Below are 16,123 nucleotides of genomic sequence, written 5' to 3' on the forward strand. Positions count from 1 at the left end.
GCCGCAGCGCAGCAAGAAAGCTAGCTTGCCCGGCTTACGCTGCAACCGGTTGAATTGTCCAGACGCATGAGTTTCTTCATCGGCCCCCATGAGATCGCGATTCCGGCGGTGCTGGCACCCATGTCCGGCGTCACCGATCTGCCCTTTCGCCGCCAGGCCCAGCGCTTTGGTGCCGGCATGGTGGTGTCGGAAATGGTCGCCAGCGATGCACTGGCTCGCGGCCGTGTGGACATGGTGCGCAAGGCGGCTGCCGATGCCAGCCTCGCCCCGCGCGTGATCCAGCTTGCCGGACGCCAGGCGGAATGGATGGCCGAGGGTGCCCGGATCGCTGAGGCGGCCGGCGCTGATATCGTCGACATCAATATGGGCTGCCCGGCACGCCAGGTGACCAAGGGCCTGTCCGGCTCGGCCCTGATGCGCGATCTCGATCATGCCATGACGCTGATCGAGGCGACGCTGGCGGCGGTTGATATCCCGGTGACGCTTAAAATGCGCCTGGGGTGGGATCATGATTGCCTCAATGCACCGGAACTGGCGCGCCGCGCCGTCGATGCCGGCATTGCCATGATCACCGTCCATGGCCGCACGCGGCAGCAATTCTATACGGGTACGGCCGACTGGGCTGCGGTCCGTGCCGTGCGCGAGGCCGTGGACGTGCCCTTGCTGGTCAATGGCGATATCGCGACACTGGAACAGGCGCGCCAGGCGCTGGACCTGTCGGGCGCCGATGGCGTGATGATCGGCCGGGCGGCGCAAGGCCGGCCCTGGCTGGTGGGCGAGATTGGTGCGGGTCTGTTGACCGGAGCCGTGCCTGTCACGCCCTGGGCCGAAAAGATTACGGCCCTGGCCAGCCAGGCGAGCGAAGCTTACGGCTTTTATGGCGAGAATCTCGGCATCCGCATGATGCGCAAGCATTTCGCTTCCTTCCTGGAACACGAGGGCAGACACCTTCCACCGGAAAGCCTGCGTGCCGTGCGCGACGTTCTGTGTCGCTCCCGCGAGCCGGCTGCGGTCAGCCAGGCGCTGGAGAGTTTGCGTCTCTATCGTCCCGACCGGCGTATTGCGGCATGACCGGGCCGGCCCGGACTGCAACTGAACTGGCACTCTGCGCCGCAGAACAGGCTGCGATCCCGGTGCTGGTTTTCGCGGCCGATGCGAAGCTGGCCTGGGCCAACCTGCAGGCTCAGGAATGGTTCGGCCTGTCTCTGCGAACATTGCAACGCACCGATTTGCGCCAGGCATCGCCGCGCGGTGCACGCCTGCTCGATTTCGTCGAACAGGCCGCCGCCCACCGGCGGACCGTCGTTGCGCTCGGCGAAGAACTCGGCGCCGGCGAGGTCAGCGATTTGCACGCACGCTGGTCGGAAGAGCTTGAAACCGTGACACTCTCCATCCTGCCCCATTGCGATACCGGTCCCCAGGCCTCCCAGGCCGCAGCCCTCGGCTTTGGACGCATGCTGGCCCACGAACTGAAGAACCCGCTCGCCAGTGTGCGCGGCGCCGCACAGCTGATCGCTCGTGAAACCGATCTGGAGGCCGCCGGCGAACTTGCGCGCGTCATCGTCCAGGATGTCGACCGCATCACCCGGCTCGCGGATCACTGGAGCGGGGTCGGCGATATCCAGCTCGGTGCCGCGTCGTCCGTCAATCTCAACCGGCTGGCGATCAACGCGATTGAAAGCATCACGCGCGCGAATCCGGCCGCGGCCGACATCATCGAGGAGCGCTTCGACCCCTCGCTGCCGGACGCCCAGGGTGATGCCGACCTCCTGCATCAGACCGTGGTCAATCTGTTGCAGAACGCCCTTGATGCCATGCCCGACCGGGACGGTGCCTCGATCACGGTTTCGACCCGATTCGATGCCGGTCCGCGCAGCCGGACCGGCGATGTTGCGACGCCGCTCCTCCTGTCGGTGACGGACAATGGCGAGGGAATTCCAGCCAGTCTCGGCAGTGGCATTTTCACGCCGTTCGTGACGACCAAACCCGCCGGGGAAGGGCTGGGTCTCGCCTTTTCAGCGCGCATCATGGCCCTGCATGACGGGCAACTCGATTATGAGAGCATGCCCGGACGAACCGTTTTCAATCTGAGACTGCCCATCCTCAAGGGAGAGGTGAAATGAGCGCGCGCATCCTGCTGCTGGAAGACGATGAAAGCCTCAAGCTTATCCTGTCGCGGGCCCTCAGCTCGGCGGGCTACCAGGTGCGCGCGACTGCCTCGATCGATGCCGTTCTCAACTGGGTGAAGGCCGGCGAGGGCGATCTCCTGCTGGCCGACGTCCTGCTTGACGGCACCAGCTTTCTTGAAAGCCTCGGCCTGATCAAACGCCTGCGGGCGGACATGCCCGTCATCGTCATGAGCGCCCAGACCACGGCGAGCACAGCGATCGGGGCCGAAAAGGGCGGGGTGTTTGAATATCTTCCGAAACCCTTCGATCTCGATGTGATGCTGGCCGCAATCAATGCCGCGCTTGCGGAAACCCGCCTGCGCCACAATGAGGGTGGCTCGCGTGAACCGACCGGCTTTATCGGCCAATCCGCCGCGATGCAGACAACGTTCAAGGCCATCGCTCGCGCGGCAACCAGCCGCGCGCATGTGACAATCCGGGGCGAAGCCGGGACCGGCAAGCGGCAGGCGGCAAGTGCATTGCTCCGTGCCCGGGGAATCAAGACCGAGGATGTGCTCCTGATCACCCCGTCGCATCGCACCGAGGACATCTTCGCCTCGACCACCACGGCGACGGAATTGCTCTGGCTTCGCCTCGATGAATGGAGCCCGCAGCAACAACGGGCCGCGCGGGATGCGCTCGACACCGGGCCGGGCCGGGTGATCGCCACGGTCTCTACTCCGGGCAGCCGGGCACCCGACACCCGGCTGCTCGAGCGTTTGTCCGAATGCGTGGTGACTGTGCCGCCCCTGCGTGATCGCCGCAGCGATATCCCTGTCCTGTGCGATGCCTTTCTCAATGAGTTCGCCCTGCGCGACAGCCAGAGCGCGCTGCAATTATCGCCCTCGGCCCGGCAATTGGTTGAGGCGGCCGCCTGGCCGGGAAATGTCGTGGAGCTGCGTTCGGTATTGTCCCGACTGGCACTGGCGACACGCGGACGGCTGGCCGGCCCCGAGGATATCGCTCGCGCCATGCTGACGGATACCGCCGAGAGACCCGATGCACTGGCATCGCATGCGTCCAATCTGGCGAGCGCTGCTCTTGGCGTACCCGAGTCCCGGCAGGTGGCCGTCGACGCCCTGGATCGGGCCCTGTTCGAACAGGCATTGGCGCGCGCCGAGGGCAATCGATCCAAAGCGGCTGAAATGCTGGGCGTAAATCGCAATACGTTGGCCCGGCGGCTGGCTGAACTGGGCGAAACTTCCTGAAGTTGTGGCTGCTGCGGCACGGGTGTTGATTTGGTGCAACATGCGGGCAATGATGCCGCAACCAGACAAGGGAAATGCGGTTGAGCTCGTCGAAGTCAGCACCATTGATCAAGAATGTTTCACCGCGCTCGGCCGCGCTCTTCGGGATTGGCTTCGTCCTCTCCCTGACCGTGGTCGTGCTGACCTCGATCGCGATTCTCGGTGACGGGGCGGTGCTGGAGCCGGGCGACCGGCTGACCCTGGCAATCCTGGTCGGCAATCTCCTGCTACTGATCGCGCTGGCTTCGGTCGTCCTGATCCGCCTGCGCCGGCGCATGCGCGGCCGGCGTTTCGGGGAACCGGCGCCGCGCCTCCACCTGCGCTTCGTCGGCCTGTTCTCGCTCGCAGCGACGGCACCGGCCATTTTTGCGGCCATGTTCCTCGGCCTGATCCTGACCCGGGGGGTCGAATACTGGTTCGGCGAGCAGGTCAGCAGTTTCGTCGACACCGCCTCGCGCACGGCCCAGGACGTCTATTACCAGGAAGCGAATGTGACCCGCTCGCGCCTGACGGCGCTGGCCAATGCGATCGACAACGAGGAAGCGGCGACGCTCTTCACCACCAGCCGCATCCAGTACAACACGATTTTCGCCAGCTATGTCGCGCGATCGCAATTGGCGGCGGCCTATATTGTGGATGCCCGCGGGGCGCGCATGGCCGAAGCCGAATTCCGTCCCAATGAGGTTTATATCCCGCCGACGCCGGATCTGTATGAGGGCGCGGAGGAGGGCGGGGTCGGTGTGACCGGGCCACTCTTCGCCACCCGTGCCGGCATCGAGAGCAGCGCCGACGCGATGCGGATGCTGTTCCAGCTGGAGAATTACGAAGGCGCCTATCTCTACGTTTCGCGTGAGATGGACATGAGCCTGTGGCGCGACATTCTCAACGCCAGTGAATCGCTGCGGACCGTGCGTGAGCATGAAGGTGAGGCCCGCGTTGTCTTCTTCCTGCTCTATGCCGAGGTGGTGATGCTGATCGTCATCGGCTCCCTCTGGCTGGCGCTGTCAGCCGCAACCCGGGTTGTCACCCCGATCTCCAAACTGGTTGCCGCCGCCGAGCGTGTGCGTCGCGGGGATCTCGATGCCCGGGTACAGATGGGCCGGGAGGATGACGAGATTTCCGCGCTTGGCCGCGCTTTCAACCGGATGACCCGGCAATTGCGCACCCAGCGCCGCGAACTGATCGCGTCACACGCGGAATCCGAACAGCGGCGCGCCTTCACCGAAGCCGTCCTCGCCGGGGTCAGCGCCGGCGTGCTCGGGATCGACCATGAAAACCGGGTCCGTCTGATCAACCGCTCGGCGGTCAGCCATCTTGGACCGGAGACCGATGACCTGGTCGGTGCCCGTATCGAGGATATCGCGCCGGAGCTGAGCGAGATCGTCGCCCAGGCCCGCCGCCGCCCGGGATATGTCGCCGAAGCCCAGATCGATCTGAAGACCGCCGACGAGCAGATCCGCTATCTGTCGGCGCGGGCAACGATGGATGAGGAGGCCGGTCTCATCATCACCTTTGACGATGTCACACGCCTTGTGACGGCCCAGCGCAATGCGGCCTGGCGCGAGGTTGCGCGGCGGATCGCGCACGAAATCAAGAACCCGCTGACGCCGATCCAGCTCTCCGCCGAACGGATCAAGCGCAAATATCGCAAGGAAATCGTCACCGACATCGAGACCTTTGATCGCTGCACCGACACCATTATCCGCCAGGTGAGCGATATCGGCCGTATGGTCGATGAATTCTCTTCCTTTGCCCGGATGCCGGAGCCGAAGGTCGAACCGGTCGAGATGGGCGAACTGACCCAGGCGGCCAGCTTCGCGCAACGCGTCGCGACGCCGACGGTGGAGACCATTTTCAAACGGCCACAGAACCCGATCCACGCCCTGTGCGACGCGCGCCTGTCCAGCCAGGCGATGGCGAATATCCTCAAGAATGCCGCCGAGAGCGTCATCGCGCGCATGGAAGCGGATGAGGGCGCGGGTGAACCCGGCCGGATCCGCGTTGAATTGCGTGAGGAAGAGGGCTTTGCCGTGATCGAGGTCTGTGACAACGGGCTGGGCTGGCCGACGGCCAACCGCGAACGCCTGACCGAGCCCTACATGACGACCCGCGAAAAGGGCACGGGCCTTGGGCTCGCCATCGTCAAGCGCGTCATGGAAGACCACAAGGGCCGGCTTGAACTCGGCCTGCCAGAAACGGGGCAGGGCGCCGTCGTGCGCCTGATCTTCCCGCTGGCCGAGGATTCCGACACCGAATTATATTCTCAAAAGGAGGCCTGACCGATGGCACGTGACATCCTGATTGTGGATGACGAGGCGGATATCCGCGAACTGATCGGCGGTCTGCTCGAGGACGAGGGTTATGAAACCCGCGGCGCGGCGGACTCCGATGGTGCGATGCGCGAGTTCCAAGCGCGTCAGCCCTCGCTGATCATCCTCGATGTCTGGCTGCAGGGGAGCCGGCTGGACGGGCTGGAATTGCTCGACGAGTTCCGGGCGATCGATCCTGACCTGCCGATCGTCGTGATTTCGGGCCATGGCACGATCGAGACCGCCGTCGCGGCCATCCGCAAGGGCGCCTATGACTTCATCGAGAAGCCCTTCAAGAGCGACAAGCTTCTGCTCACCCTGTCACGGGCGTTGGAAACCAGCCGACTGCGTACCGAGAACGCGCAATTGCGCGCGCGCAGTGACGTCCAGAACGCCCTGATCGGCAATTCGACCTGCATCGTCCAGATGCGCCAGCTCATCGACCGCGTCGGCCCGACCAATAGCCGCGTCCTGATCAAGGGCCCCTCGGGCGCCGGCAAGGAATTGGTCGCGCGGCTGATCCATGAGAAATCGCCACGCGCCAGTTCCGACTTCGTGGCTGTCAGCGCTCCGGGCATGTCGCCGGAGGACTTCGAGGAAGAATTGTTCGGCCGCGAGAATACCGACGGGACCATCAAGCGCGTCGGCCTGCTCGAACGCGCCCATGGCGGTACGCTTTTCCTTGACGAAATCGCCGATATGCCGCGCGAAACCCAGTCGAAACTACTGCGCCTGCTGGTCGAACAACGCTTCCGGCGCATCGGCGGGGCCGCCGATGTCGAGGTCAATGTCCGGGTCATCTCCAGCTCCTCCCAGGAATTGCGCACCCGGATCGAGGAAGGAAAGTTCCGCGAGGATCTCTATCATCGCCTTGCCGTTGTCCCGGTTGTCGTGCCGCCCCTGGCCGAGCGGCGCGAGGACATTCCCGAACTGGTCGAGCATTTCGTCAGCCGTCTGACGCATTCAGCCGGCCTGCCGCGCCGAGATTTTGGTCCGGATGTCATGGCCGCACTGCAGGCGCATGGCTGGCCGGGCAATGTCCGGCAATTGCGGAACAATATCGAGCGCCTGCTCATCCTGGCGACCGGGTCTCAAAGCGCGCCGATCACGCTGGAGTCCCTGCCATCCGAAGTGGTGACGCGCGATACGGCGGAAGCCGGCTTCGATGCGGAGAAAATGATTGCGCTGTCGCTGCGTGAAGCGCGCGAGAATTTCGAGCGCGAGTATCTGCGGGCCCAGATCGACCGTTTCGGCGGCAATATCTCGCGCACCGCTGCCTTCATCGGCATGGAGCGTTCAGCCTTGCATCGCAAGCTGAAATCCCTCAGCGTGGCCGGCAATCCACGCGAATCTGCGCCAGGCGGCCAGTCGGACAAGACATCATGAAAGCGATCGTTTGCGGGGCAGGGCAAGTCGGGGTCGGGATTGCCCGGGCGCTGGCGCGTGAAGGCAATGCCGTCACCGTCGTCGACTGGTCAACTTCGCTCGTCGACAATGTCGTGACCGAGCTGGATGTCCGCGGCGTGGTGGGCCACGGCTCTCACCCCGACGTGCTCGAGCGCGCCGGGGCTGCGGAAGCCGACCTTCTGATCGCCGTCACGCATTCCGACGAAACAAATATGGTGGCCTGCCAGGTCGCGCATTCCCTGTTCAAGACCCCTATGCGCATCGCCCGGGTGCGGGCCCAGAACTATCTCGACCCGGCCTGGGGTGACCTGTTCAGCACCGGCAATCTGCCCGTCGATGTGGTCATCTCCCCGGAGCTGGAGGTCGGCCGCGCCATCCTGCAGCGCGTTGAGACGCCCGGCGCCTTCAATACTGCCGTGTTTTCCGGCGGACGGATTCAATTGCTAGGCCTGCGGCTCGACGAGAGTTCGCCGGTCGCCGGCTCGACCACTGAACAGTTGATGGAGCTCTTCCCGGATTTGCGCGTCGCCGTGGTCGGCGTGCAGCGCGAACGCACCCTGTTCATTCCCAAGCGCACCGATCCCCTGCTCGCCGGCGATGACGTCTATGTTGTCACTGAAAGTGCTCATGCGAAACGTGTGCTCGATATTTTTGGCCGCAGCGCCGAGAAGATCCGCCGTGTCGTGGTCGTCGGCGCCGGCAATATCGGGGTCTATGTCGCACGCGCCCTGGAGCGGGCCGGTGGCATCAAGGTTCGCCTGATCGAGGCCAGCAAGGAACACGCGGAAGCCGCGGCCGGGCGCCTGAAGAAGACGGTGGTGCTGCATGGTGACGGGCTTGATGCGCGCTTGCTGCGCGAAGCCGGTGTCCCCGATGCCGAGCTCGTCGTCTGTGTCACCAATGACGACAAGGTCAATATGCTCTCCGCCGTAATGGCGAAGCGGGAAGGGGCCAAGCGGGCTCTCAGCCTGATCAATGAGCGTGCCTTTGAATCCCTGCGGCAACCCCTGGGAATCGACGTCTTGATCGATCCGCGCGCGACCACGGTCTCGATCATCCTGCAACACATTCGCCGCGGCCGGATCACCGGCCTGCAGACCCTCGGCGGAGGACTGGCCGAGGCCCTTGAAGGCATCGCCCTCTCGACATCGCCACTGGTCGGGAAATCCCTCGACGAACTGGAATTGCCCGACGGTGTGGCGCTGGGCGCCGTGGTGCGCGGCGACAAGGTCCTGCTGCCATGCGATGAGGGCCGGATCCGCGAGAATGACCGGGTCCTCCTGTTCTGCAACACGGCGCTGATTCCCAAGGTTGAGCATCTGTTCCGCGTCAGCCTCGAGTATTTTTAAGCGCCATGGCCCTGGCTGCTCTCCTCCGGCCACTTGCCGCACTCTGGGTCGCCCTTGGCCTCGTCGCCGCCCTTGTCGGCCTGGCGGCCTTCGGGCTCGGAGAACGGCATCTGGCACCCCTGTTCGGCGTGACCATGGCCGTCGGCCTGGCGCCCGGTTCGCTGATCCTTGCGGCAACACGCAGCATGCCGGTCGGTGCCAGCGCCCTTGATGCCCTGGTGCTCGGCCTGCTCGCCTGGATCACCATCCCGCTTCTCGCCGCCGTGCCCTTCTACCTGTCGGGCTATTTCGACGCGGTTGATTCCCTGTTCGAGGCCTATTCCGCCGTCACCACGACCGGTGCCATCCTGCTGCCGCCCGAGGATCTGCCACGATCGCTGGTCCTGTGGCGGGCCGTGCTGTCCTGGCTGGGCGGGTATGCAACGGTCTTGCTCGCGATCGCCGTATTCGCCGCCCTCGACCGGGATATCCCGGCCATACGCCGCTCGACGCTGCTGACGGTCCAGGCCGACGACGTCCTGTCGCATCTGCGCCTGGCGGCGACGCGTATCTTCCTGGTCTATGCCGTGCTGACCTCGATCATCTGGGCGGCGCTGATCCTGACCGGCAATACGCCCTACGAGGCGATCACGCTCGCCTTCGGCTCCATCTCCACCGGCGGCTACGCCCCATTTTCAGGCGGGCTCGAACAGCATCTCAGCGCGGCATCCATCATGTTGATCATGCTCGGCTGCCTGATCGGCGCGGTCAATTTCTCACTCTATTGGGATGCCCTGCGTGACCGCACGGCCTGGCTCGATATCGACCTCGCCGGTCTCGCGATCATGGTCAGCGTGCTGGCAGCCTTTTTCATCATCGCCAGCCCGGGGCAGTTGTTCCAGGATATCGCGCGGGCGGTCTTTGTCGTCACCACCGCGGGCTACGCCTATGGCACGGCCCAGATGCCAGTGCTGGTCGCCGCTATCTTCATGGCCCTGATCGGCGGTGCGGCCGGCTCGACCACCGGCGGCATCAAGATTTCCCGCATCATGCTGCTTTGGCGGCGGATGGGCGTCGAGCTCGCCACCCTGGCCGACCCTTCGCTGGTGCAACCCATGAGTTTTCGCGACCGGCCAGCCCCGGACCGGGCCTTGATCGCGATCTGGTCCTATGTCCTGGCCTTCCTGTTCGCACTCGGGATCGGAACCATGCTGCTGACGCTGGCCGGGCTGGATTTCGAACACGGTTTCATCGCGATGGCGGCAGCGCTGGCGAATATCGGACCGCTTTACCAGGAAGCGGCGGTTGGCTGGGACTGGAAGGCAATGAGTGACGCGGCCAAGCTCGTCCTCATTCCGGCCATGATTTTGGGGCGTCTGGAAGTGCTGGCCGCGCTGGCCGCTGTATGGGCCTTGTTTATCAGGAAGTAAGCCATTGACGCGTTTTGCCTATGTGAACGGGTGCTTTCAGCCCCATGCCGACGCCATGATCCATATCGAGGACCGCGGCTTCCAGTTCGCCGACGCCATCTACGAAGTCTGGAGCGTGCGGGACGGCGAGCTGATGGACGCGGACGGCCATTTCGCCCGGCTTGAGCGATCACTGCGCGAATTGCGGATCAGCAACCCCAAGACCGAAGCCGGCTACCGGCTCGTCATCGCTGAACTCCTGCGCCGCAACCGCGTCCGGGACGGGCTGGTCTATCTGCAGATTTCACGGGGCCGCGCCCGGCGCGATCATGCCTTCCCGGCCGCGACCACCCGTCCGACCGTGGTGATGACCGCCAAGCGCCTCGACCATGCTGCAGCGCAGCGGCGGGCCGATGCCGGGGTCGCCGTCATCAGCCTGCCAGACCTGCGATGGGGCAGGCGGGATATCAAGACCGTCAATCTCTTGCCCAATGTGCTCGCGAAACAGGCCGCGGCTGAAGCCGGGGCGGCCGAGGCGTGGCTCGTCGATGCGAGCGGACAGGTAACGGAGGGCGCCTCGACCAATGCCTGGATTGTCACCGCGGACGGTGTTCTGGTGACGCGCCAGGCCGATCACGACATCCTGCATGGCATTACGCGGGCAAGGATCATGCGGCGCGCGCAGGCAATGGGGTATACCGTCGAGGAGCGTTCATTCTCCATCGAGGAAGCGCAAACGGCCCGCGAGGCCTTCATGACCTCGGCCACCTCCTTCGTCACGCCCATCGTACGAATTGATGATCGCCCCGTGGGCAATGGCGCTCCCGGTTCGGTCGCCGTGGAGCTTCGCTCGGCGTATCTTGAGTTGATTTGAGCGGCTTGCGCCCAATCGGGACGCAGAGAAACGGTTGCGGCTGAGGCCGTGCGCTGTATACGCTGACACTCGAATCGCTATTATGGTGCAGCGCACTCGGAGCAATCATGTCTCAAGATAAAAAACAAAACCTTCAGGACGTCTTCCTCAATTCGGTGCGCAAGACGAAAACTCCACTCACTATTTTCCTCATCAATGGCGTAAAGCTACAAGGCGTGGTAACCTGGTTTGATAATTTCTGCGTCCTGCTTCGCCGGGACGGGTTGTCACAACTGGTTTATAAACACGCCATTTCGACCATCATGCCCGCACAGCCGGTTTCCCTTTTCGAAGCCGAGCGGACCGATGATGACGAAGCAGAGCCCGAGAGCTTCACCGATTGATCGAACGCGAGGCGCCACCCATCCGCGCCATTATCATTCATCCCGTGACACGGGATCGCCTGGCGCGCGCTGACGCGCGCCTCGAGGAAGCCTGCGGCCTGGCTGAAGCGCTCGACCTCGTCGTGGCCGAGGCTTTCGTCACGCCCCTGCGAAAGATCGAGTCTGCCCGCTATTTCGGCTCCGGCAAGGTCGAGGAATTGCGCGAGCGCATTGTCGCCGGCGAGGCCACCGTCGCCGTTGTCGATGCCAGCCTCTCGCCGGTGCAGCAGCGCAATCTCGAAAAATCCTGGGATGTGAAAGTGATCGACCGTACCGGTCTGATCCTGGAAATCTTCGGTCAGCGCGCGCGCACCAAAGAGGGCGGGCTGCAGGTCGAGCTGGCGCGGCTGTCCTATGAACGTTCGCGCCTGGTGCGCACCTGGACCCACCTCGAGCGCCAGCGCGGTGGCGGCGGCGTCATGTCCGGTCCGGGTGAAACTCAGATCGAGACCGACCGCCGCATCATTGACGACAAGATGGTCAAGCTGCGCCGTGCGCTCGATGAAGTGCGCCGCACGCGCAATCTGCACCGTTCCAAGCGTCAGGAAGTCCCGATCCCGGTCGTCGCCCTGGTCGGCTATACCAATACCGGCAAGTCGACCCTGTTCAATCGCCTGACCGGTGCTGATGTGCTGGCGCGCGACATGCCCTTTGCCACGCTTGACCCGACGGTGAGGGCCGTTGAACTGCCCCGCGGCACCAAGGTCCTGCTCTCGGACACGGTGGGCTTCATCACCGATCTGCCGACCGAGCTGATCGCAGCCTTCCGCGCAACGCTGGAAGAGGTCCGCGAGGCGGATCTCCTGATCCATGTCATCGACGCATCCGACCCCGATCGCGACGGCCGCATCGGCGATGTCGAGGAAGTGCTCGACGAGATCGAGGCCGGTCCGGACCATGACCAGCGCATGATCGAGGCCTGGAACAAGATTGACCGTCTCGACGACACGGCACTTGAGGATGTGACGATCACGCTCGATATCGCGAATACCAAGGCCGGAATGCCGGTCAAGCTGGGCATTTCCGCGATTGCGGGCACGGGTCTGGAAACCTTGCTCGAAGCGATCGAGACGGCCCTGGCGGCGGATTCCGAGATCCTGCAATTGCTGTTGGCACCACACCAGGCGAAAGCCCTGGCCTGGCTGCACCAGCACGGCGAGGTCGTCAGCGATGTGATGAATGGCGAAACCGGCGAGACAACGATGCGCGTGCGCCTCTCACCATCCGATGCGGGCCGCTTCCGCTCGCTCTTTCCGGATCTGGCAGGCTTCCTGCCGCCGCTGGAAACCGAGGACTACTAGGCCGGCAGCCGCTTCGAGCCCTTGGCCTCGTTCCACAGCTCTTCCATTTCCTCGAGCGAGGCATCCTCCGGCCGCCGTCCCTGGGCCGCGAGCTTGCCCTCGATATAGCCAAACCGGCGCTCGAACTTGGCATTGGCGCTGCGCGTAGCGGCTTCGACATTTACATCGAGTTTCCGCCCCAAATTCGTGCAAACAAACATCAAATCACCAATCTCCTCGGCGATTTCTTCCGGATCATTTAACCGAATCGCTTCTTTCACCTCGGCGACCTCCTCGGTGATTTTCTCGAACACCTGCGCCGCATCAGGCCAGTCGAAACCAACCCGGGCGGCGCGGGCCTGGAGCTTCTGGGCGCGTTTGACGGCCGGCAAGGCGAGGGGGATGTCGGCCAAGACGCCGTCACCCTTGCGGCTCGCAGCGCGTTCTCGCGCCTTTTGCGCCTCCCATTCGACGGTCTGCGCCGCGCTGTCGCGCTGAACCGCATCGCCAAACACGTGCGGATGACGCCGGATCATCTTGTCATTGATGGCGGCGGCAACATCGTCAAAGCCAAACAGGCCGGCCTCCTGCGCCATGCGGGCATGGAAGACGACCTGAAGCAGGAGGTCGCCCAGCTCATCCTTCAACTCGTCATACTGCTCGCGCTCGATAGCGTCCGCGACCTCATAGGCTTCCTCGACCGTGTAGGCGGCAATCGATTTGAAGTCCTGCTCGAGATCCCAGGGGCAGCCGGTTTGCGGATCGCGCAGGCACGCCATGATCTCGATCAGGCGATCAATCGGGGCGAGGGCGGCGTCGGGCGTATGGGTCATGGTATCGCGACTCGGTTTGTGTGCGGAGGGTGTCAGCCTAGCCCGGATCGGGGGGACTATTCGATGCCCGATGGGAGAGGTGTCGGAGGATTAACTGGAAACAGGCTCCAGGATACTTCAAGCTCCAAAAAAGCTGAAGCGGCCCATACCGTAGATTCTGAATTCAGAAGGCAGCATAACATGCGGAAATTATGCACCTTCTACTTTTTGTGTTTTGCCTATCTCGGCCTCCTGCCGGTGATCGATTTGCTCGCAGGCGGCGGGTTTATGGATTTCGATCGCATGGGCGAGGCGGCAGCGGCACAGACCGGGATCGCCTGGACATCGAGCCTGGCCGACATGGTGCGGCTCGCCAGTGTGGAACCGGGCCTGTGGCTGCTCCTGCTGGGTTCGTCCGCGCCGCTGCTCGCCGCCTTGACGACGCTTGTGATCTGGCCGGACCGTGCAGAGGCGCTGCGCACCTGGCTGCGGCGCCTCTGGCCGGTGGGCGCCACGGGCACACCCCGTTCGGCGTTGGTCGGCTATGGCGGCGTCTTCGCCCTGTGCCTGACCGGGCTCACACTGACGGTCGTCATCGGACCGCAAAACCTTGCCTCAATGCTGGAAAGACCGGCCAGCATGGGCATTTGGGCCGTTCTTCCCGCCTTGTTGATGTCGGCCTTACTGGACCAGGGCGCCTTGCTGGAGGAGGGCGGTTGGCGTGGATTCGCCTCACCGCAGCTCGAAATGCGCTTTTCACCCGCCATGGCCGCCTTGCTGGTGGGGCTGGGCTGGGGATTCTGGCATTTGCCGCGCGATGTCACGACCGGCGTCATCGAACGGCTCGGCGCGGTTGAATACATTCTGGCTTATCTGCCGAGCTTTCTGCTTGGCACGATTGCCGTGTCGATCATCGCGAGCTGGGGGATGGTGCGTAGCGGCGGCAGTCTGTGGCCGGCCATTCTGGCGCACGGGCTCTCCAACGACGCTTTCGGGCTCGCAGGGAGCGTTCCAGTGGTTGAGGCGCTGACACCCGGACATCAGTTCACGCACGGCGTGTCGATGATGCTGGCTGCAGGGCTGGCCTTAACTCTGGATCGCAAGGTGATGTTTTCGCGCGGAAAACCAAAATAGGGCCGACCTGATCCAGCCTCATTATATGGATCAATATGGCGCATAATAAATATTATGAGAAATATGGGATAGCGAAATCAGCTTGTCACAGGGGTTTCGGGCTTAGCCACCCTCAAAGCTGATCCCGTCATCAGAGGCCAGAATTTGCAGCCCGTCATAGGCACACCGGACATCATCCGGAAGTTCGGCGCTCAGAGCGTCATGATCGAGCGTGATGTGGAGATTGGTCAGGACGGCGCTGCGAGCACCGACACGGCGGATCTCACGCAAGGCGTCGCTGACATCGAAATGCGTCGGGTGCGGTTCCAGCCGCAAGGCATCGACAACCCAGCAGCCAACATCGGACAACACGGCGGCGCTGGCCTCGGGCAATCCGTTGATGTCGGCCGAATACGCCAGTGCGCCGAAACGAAAGCCGACCGAACGGATCGCGCCATGTTCCTGGTCGAAACCGGTCACGGAGACCTCTCCACCGGCACCGTCAATCACGAGCGCCTCACCCATCCGCGGCAAGGCCTGTTGATCCAGGATCGCCGGATATGGCGAGCCCGGCGATGCCGTGAAGGCGTAACCGAAGCGCGTCGTCAGGGTTTTGGCGGTGGCGGCATCCATCCAGACCGGGATCCGCTGGCGCTGCAGCAGCGCAAAGGCGCGCAAATCATCGAGTCCGTGGGTCTGGTCGGCGTGATCATGGGTGATCAGAACAGCATCAATGCGCGGCACGCGCGCGGCCAGCATCTGTTCGCGAAAATCCGGCGAGGTGTCGATGACGATCCGCGTCACCGCCTGCCCGGCCTGCAAGGCGTCGAGATCGGCGGCATGCTCGATCAGGGCCGAACAGCGCAGCCGCCGGTTTTTCGGATTGGCCGGATCGCACAAGCCCCAATCGCCATTGGCACGCGGCACGCCGCCCGATGAGCCCGATCCGAGAATGGTCAGCCGTGTCACACTCATGGCCGAGGCACCCGGTCAAACAGGTCGAAGAAATTGTCGGTGGTGCGGCTCGCGCACTCGGCAAGGTTCCAGCCCTTGACCGTCGCCAGGCCGGCGGCGACATCGGGCAGAAAGGCAGGCTCGCAGCGCTGGCCGCGATGCGGGATCGGCGCCAGATACGGGCAATCTGTCTCCACGATCACCTTGTCGTCGGGCACGTCATCGCGGAAAACGGCGCGGACATCATCGGCCTTCTTGAAGGTGATGATGCCGGAAGCGGCGAACCAGCTGCCCAGCTTCGCCGCGCGCCGGGCCAGCATCGAACCGCCGGTATAACAGTGCAGGAGCGCCTTGAAGGCCCCCTTCCCCATTTCCTCTTCCAGCAGATCCGCCATGGCTTCATCGGCGTCGCGGCAATGCAGGATCAGCGGCAGACCCGAGCGCCGCGCCGCCTCGATATGCGCGGACAGACTGGCGAACTGGTCCTCGCGCGGGCTGTAATTATAGTGGAAATCCAGTCCGGTTTCCCCGATCCCGACGACTTTGGGATGAGCCGCGATCTCGAGCAATTCATCGGCGGTAATGTCGGGCCGGTCCTTGGCGTGGTGCGGGTGGGCCCCGATCGAGCAGAAGATATCGTCATAACGCTCGGCAATCGACGAAACGGCCGGAAAGTCAGTCAGTTGGCAGCAAATCGTCACCATGCGTTCGACACCGGCCGCGCGGGCGCGGTCGATGACGGCATCGAGATCCTCGGCGAATTGCTCGCCGTGCAGATTGACATGACTATCGACAAACAT

Annotated in this window: 14 protein-coding genes; 11 read left to right on the plus strand and 3 right to left on the minus strand. The window is 63.8% G+C overall.

The window, feature by feature from the left end; all coding sequences use genetic code 11:
- Positions 1-66 precede the first annotated feature (66 nt).
- The 10 genes from dusB (at position 67) to hflX (ending at position 12,465) form a co-directional block, all read left to right on the plus strand.
- Positions 67-1,071, plus strand: coding sequence for a tRNA dihydrouridine synthase DusB (gene dusB / locus ACN0YF_RS03925; protein ID WP_417493429.1), 1,005 nt, complete (start codon positions 67-69; stop codon positions 1,069-1,071).
- Complete coding sequence (locus ACN0YF_RS03930; protein ID WP_417481796.1) at positions 1,068-2,123, plus strand: two-component system sensor histidine kinase NtrB; 1,056 nt, start codon at positions 1,068-1,070, stop codon at positions 2,121-2,123. Before dusB ends, ACN0YF_RS03930 begins: the two co-directional genes overlap by 4 nt.
- On the plus strand, positions 2,120-3,376 hold the full coding sequence (locus ACN0YF_RS03935; RefSeq protein ID WP_417493430.1) for a sigma-54-dependent transcriptional regulator: 1,257 nt from the start codon (positions 2,120-2,122) through the stop codon (positions 3,374-3,376). The genes ACN0YF_RS03930 and ACN0YF_RS03935 overlap by 4 nt, the downstream gene beginning before the upstream one ends.
- A gap of 104 nt (positions 3,377-3,480) precedes the next feature.
- Positions 3,481-5,694, plus strand: coding sequence for an ATP-binding protein (locus ACN0YF_RS03940; protein ID WP_417481794.1), 2,214 nt, complete (start codon positions 3,481-3,483; stop codon positions 5,692-5,694).
- 3 nt (positions 5,695-5,697) lie between these two features.
- Positions 5,698-7,110 (plus strand): sigma-54-dependent transcriptional regulator, encoded by a 1,413-nt coding sequence (locus ACN0YF_RS03945; protein WP_417481793.1) that lies wholly within the window; start codon positions 5,698-5,700, stop codon positions 7,108-7,110.
- Complete coding sequence (trkA, locus tag ACN0YF_RS03950) at positions 7,107-8,480, plus strand: Trk system potassium transporter TrkA (RefSeq protein WP_417481792.1); 1,374 nt, start codon at positions 7,107-7,109, stop codon at positions 8,478-8,480. Before ACN0YF_RS03945 ends, trkA begins: the two co-directional genes overlap by 4 nt.
- Positions 8,481-8,485: 5 nt before the next feature.
- The gene (locus ACN0YF_RS03955) at positions 8,486-9,889 is read left to right on the plus strand and encodes a potassium transporter TrkG (RefSeq protein WP_417493431.1); all 1,404 of its coding nucleotides are present in this window, start codon (positions 8,486-8,488) and stop codon (positions 9,887-9,889) included.
- A 4-nt stretch (positions 9,890-9,893) separates the two neighbouring features.
- Positions 9,894-10,742 (plus strand): D-amino-acid transaminase, encoded by an 849-nt coding sequence (locus tag ACN0YF_RS03960; RefSeq protein WP_417493432.1) that lies wholly within the window; start codon positions 9,894-9,896, stop codon positions 10,740-10,742.
- A gap of 107 nt (positions 10,743-10,849) precedes the next feature.
- Positions 10,850-11,125: an RNA chaperone Hfq gene (gene hfq, locus ACN0YF_RS03965; protein ID WP_339745168.1), complete on the plus strand. Its 276-nt coding sequence runs from the start codon at positions 10,850-10,852 to the stop codon at positions 11,123-11,125.
- Entirely contained in the window at positions 11,122-12,465 is a 1,344-nt protein-coding gene (gene hflX, locus ACN0YF_RS03970) for a GTPase HflX (protein ID WP_417481789.1), read from the plus strand. The genes hfq and hflX overlap by 4 nt, the downstream gene beginning before the upstream one ends.
- On the opposite strand, the gene mazG is transcribed toward hflX, so the two are convergent.
- Positions 12,462-13,277, minus strand: coding sequence for a nucleoside triphosphate pyrophosphohydrolase (gene mazG / locus ACN0YF_RS03975; protein WP_417493433.1), 816 nt, complete (start codon positions 13,275-13,277; stop codon positions 12,462-12,464). The genes hflX and mazG overlap by 4 nt on opposite strands.
- A 63-nt stretch (positions 13,278-13,340) precedes the next feature.
- Between mazG and ACN0YF_RS03980 the strand changes: the two genes are divergently transcribed.
- On the plus strand, positions 13,341-14,390 hold the full coding sequence (locus ACN0YF_RS03980) for a CPBP family intramembrane glutamic endopeptidase (protein WP_417493434.1): 1,050 nt from the start codon (positions 13,341-13,343) through the stop codon (positions 14,388-14,390).
- A gap of 102 nt (positions 14,391-14,492) precedes the next feature.
- On the opposite strand, the gene ACN0YF_RS03985 is transcribed toward ACN0YF_RS03980, so the two are convergent.
- Together ACN0YF_RS03985 and ACN0YF_RS03990 are read right to left on the minus strand one after the other, a co-directional pair.
- Positions 14,493-15,344, minus strand: coding sequence for an MBL fold metallo-hydrolase (locus ACN0YF_RS03985; RefSeq protein ID WP_417493435.1), 852 nt, complete (start codon positions 15,342-15,344; stop codon positions 14,493-14,495).
- Positions 15,341-16,123, minus strand: a complete 783-nt coding sequence (locus ACN0YF_RS03990) for a TatD family hydrolase (RefSeq protein WP_417493436.1) — start codon at positions 16,121-16,123, stop codon at positions 15,341-15,343. Before ACN0YF_RS03990 ends, ACN0YF_RS03985 begins: the two co-directional genes overlap by 4 nt.

The organism is Maricaulis sp. (genome assembly GCF_048270265.1).
Classification (GTDB): domain Bacteria; phylum Pseudomonadota; class Alphaproteobacteria; order Caulobacterales; family Maricaulaceae; genus Maricaulis.

What these genes read in the sequence shown, in the direction of transcription:
- dusB (WP_417493429.1), top strand. Translation starts at nt 67, where the DNA reads ATGAGTTTCTTCATCGGCCCCCATGAGATCGCGATTCCGGCGGTGCTG.
- ACN0YF_RS03930 (WP_417481796.1), top strand. Translation starts at nt 1,068, where the DNA reads ATGACCGGGCCGGCCCGGACTGCAACTGAACTGGCACTCTGCGCCGCA.
- ACN0YF_RS03935 (WP_417493430.1), top strand. Translation starts at nt 2,120, where the DNA reads ATGAGCGCGCGCATCCTGCTGCTGGAAGACGATGAAAGCCTCAAGCTT.
- ACN0YF_RS03945 (WP_417481793.1), top strand. Translation starts at nt 5,698, where the DNA reads ATGGCACGTGACATCCTGATTGTGGATGACGAGGCGGATATCCGCGAA.
- trkA (WP_417481792.1), top strand. Translation starts at nt 7,107, where the DNA reads ATGAAAGCGATCGTTTGCGGGGCAGGGCAAGTCGGGGTCGGGATTGCC.
- ACN0YF_RS03955 (WP_417493431.1), top strand. Translation starts at nt 8,486, where the DNA reads ATGGCCCTGGCTGCTCTCCTCCGGCCACTTGCCGCACTCTGGGTCGCC.
- hfq (WP_339745168.1), top strand. Translation starts at nt 10,850, where the DNA reads ATGTCTCAAGATAAAAAACAAAACCTTCAGGACGTCTTCCTCAATTCG.
- mazG (WP_417493433.1), bottom strand. Translation starts at nt 13,277, where the DNA reads ATGACCCATACGCCCGACGCCGCCCTCGCCCCGATTGATCGCCTGATC.
- ACN0YF_RS03980 (WP_417493434.1), top strand. Translation starts at nt 13,341, where the DNA reads ATGCCCGATGGGAGAGGTGTCGGAGGATTAACTGGAAACAGGCTCCAG.
- ACN0YF_RS03985 (WP_417493435.1), bottom strand. Translation starts at nt 15,344, where the DNA reads ATGAGTGTGACACGGCTGACCATTCTCGGATCGGGCTCATCGGGCGGC.
- ACN0YF_RS03990 (WP_417493436.1), bottom strand. Translation starts at nt 16,123, where the DNA reads ATGTTTGTCGATAGTCATGTCAATCTGCACGGCGAGCAATTCGCCGAG.